The sequence below is a fragment of the Streptomyces sp. MB09-02B genome, from assembly GCF_033794485.1.
GTDB lineage: Bacteria > Actinomycetota > Actinomycetes > Streptomycetales > Streptomycetaceae > Streptomyces.
In genome coordinates, this window is the sequence record NZ_JARGEE010000733.1 from 1 (window position 1) to 2,438 (window position 2,438).

Consider the following 2,438-nt stretch of genomic DNA (forward strand, 5'->3'; position numbering starts at 1 on the left):
GGGTCCGGTAGGGGGGACACGTGGGGGGACCCGTGGCCATGGGTACTTGGGGTGCGCCGGTACAGGCGGACCGAGACGTTCCGGGGCTCGTCGTGAAGCTCGGCGACTATCCGCTGCACCACGGCGGCGTCGGCGCCATCCGCAGCCTGGGCCGGCTCGGCGTGCCGATGTACGCGATCACGGAGGACCGGTACACACCGGCCGCCGTCTCGCGCTACCTGCGGCGCGCGTTCGTGTGGCCGACCACCGGGACGGAGGAGCCCGGGAGGCTGGTGGACGGACTGCTGCGCATCGGCCGGCGGATAGGGCGGCCCGCCGTGCTCGTCCCCACCGACGAGGAGGCCGCGGTGCTCATCGCCGAGCACCAGGAGGAACTCGCGACCCGCTTCCTCTTCCCGCGCGTCGACGCCAAGCTACCGCGCCGCCTCGCCAGCAAACAGGGGCTGCACGAACTCTGCGTGGAGCACGGCATCGCCAGCCCCGCGAGCACGTTCCCGCAGTCGTACGAGGACGTGGAGCGGTTCGCGGAAGGGGCCCGCTTCCCCGTGGTGGCCAAGAACCGGGAGGCATTCGAGCGGCGCAGGCAGCCCGCGGTGAACGGGACGACCCGCATCGCCGACCGGGAGTGCCTGCTGCGGCTGGCCCGCGGCTGGGGCGAGCGGCCCGGGGTGATCCTCCAGGAGTACCTGCCCCGGGAGGAGGCCGAGGACTGGATCGTGCACGCCTACTTCGACGCGGACTCCACACCGCTCGCGATGTTCACCGGGGTGAAGGTGCGGTCGTGGCCGCCGCACGCGGGGATGACGGCGAACGCGTACGTCGTCGACAACCCCGAACTCGCGGACATCGCCGCCCGGTTCATCAAACAGATCGGGTTCACCGGGGTCATCGACCTCGATCTGCGGTTCGACCGGCGGGACGGGCGGTACAAACTGCTGGACTTCAACCCGCGGATGGGCGCGCAGTTCCGGCTGTTCGAGAACGAGGCCGGGATCGACGTCGTACGCGCCATGCACCTCGATCTGACCGGACGCCCGGTGCCGGAGGGGGAACAGCTCGCCGGGCGCCGGTACATCGTGGAGAACATCGATCTGCCGGCGCTGCTCGCCTACCGGCGCAGCGGCTACACCACCCCGCACGCGCCGCCGCGCGCGAGCGGGACCGAGCTGGCATGGCTCGCGGGTGACGATCCGCTGCCGTTCCTCACGATGCTCGCGCGCTTCGTACGACCGGGCGCGAAGCATCTCTACCAGCTGTGGCGGGCCAACCGCCTCGGCAACGCCCGTGTGCGCCCCTAGCCCGTAGGGCCATCGGCGTACGTGGGCACGTGCGTGACCACACGAAGTAGGCATGAGGCGTCCTGGGGAGGGACTTCGTGATTCAACCGGTAGCAGTCATCGGTGCCGGGCCGTTCGGTCTGTCCACCGCCGCGCACCTGCGGGCGCGCGGCATTCCGGTCCGTGTCTTCGGTGAACCCATGGTGAGCTGGCGGGACAACATGCCCGCCGGGATGCTGCTGAAGTCCACACCGGTGGCGTCGAGCATCGACGCGCCGCAGCACGGCCACACCCTCGCCGACTACTGCGACGCGGCGGGCATCCGACGGCTGGTGACGGACGAGGACATCATCCCCGTCGAGACGTTCATCTCCTACGGCGAGTGGTTCCAGCAGAAGCTCGTGCCCGACCTGGAACGGGTGCGCGTGGTCTCGGTGGACCGGAGCAAGAGCGGCGGCTTCGAACTGAAGCTGGACTCGGGGGAGTCGTTCACCGCGCGGGCCGTCGTCGTGGCGAGCGGACTGTTCGGGCTGGCGCACCTGCCGGCCGAGCTGGCGGGCGCGGCGGCGGACGGACCGACACCCATGGGTCCCGTCTCGCACAGCTCCCAGCACGCCGACCTCGGCCGGTTCGAGGGCCGGGACCTGATCGTCGTGGGCGCGGGGCAGTCCGCCCTGGAGACGGCGGTACTGGCGGCCGAGGCCGGCGCGCGGGTCCGGGTGGTGGCGCGCGGGCGCGGGGCCGTGGCCTTCGGCGCGCCCCCCTGGCGGCAGCCGAGGCTGCGCCCCGAGTCGCCGTTCGGACGGGCCTGGTCGCTGTGGGCGCTCAGCTACTACCCGCACCCCTACCGGTACCTGCCCGCCGCCGGTCGGCACTACCTGGTCCGCCGGGTGCTCGGGCCGCTGGGCGCGTGGTGGCTGCGGGAACGGTTCGAGGGGCGTGTGGAGGTGCGTGAGGTGGAGCGGGTCGTGCGGGCCGGCGTCATCGACGGGCGTCCGCTCCTCGTGACGCGCGGGCACGACGGCCGTACGGCGGAGCTGGGCGCCGATCATGTCATCGCGGCGACGGGGTACCGGGTGGACCTCGGGGCGATGGGGTTCCTCGGGCACGAACTCCGTACGGAGCTGGGGGCCGTAGCGCGGGCCGCGTTCGAGGAGGGCG

At 72.2% G+C, this 2,438-nt stretch carries 2 protein-coding genes; both read left to right on the top strand.

What is annotated here, in order from left to right:
• Window positions 1-38: 38 nt before the first annotated feature.
• Window positions 39-1,298, top strand: coding sequence for an ATP-grasp domain-containing protein (locus tag P1P70_RS43430; protein WP_319247849.1), 1,260 nt, complete (start codon window positions 39-41; stop codon window positions 1,296-1,298).
• Window positions 1,299-1,375: 77 nt separating this feature from the next.
• Window positions 1,376-2,438, top strand: a 1,063-nt coding sequence (locus tag P1P70_RS43435) for an FAD-dependent oxidoreductase (protein ID WP_319247851.1), incomplete at its 3' end; no start/stop codon positions are given.

What these genes read in the sequence shown, in the direction of transcription:
- P1P70_RS43430 (WP_319247849.1), top strand. Translation starts at nt 39, where the DNA reads ATGGGTACTTGGGGTGCGCCGGTACAGGCGGACCGAGACGTTCCGGGG.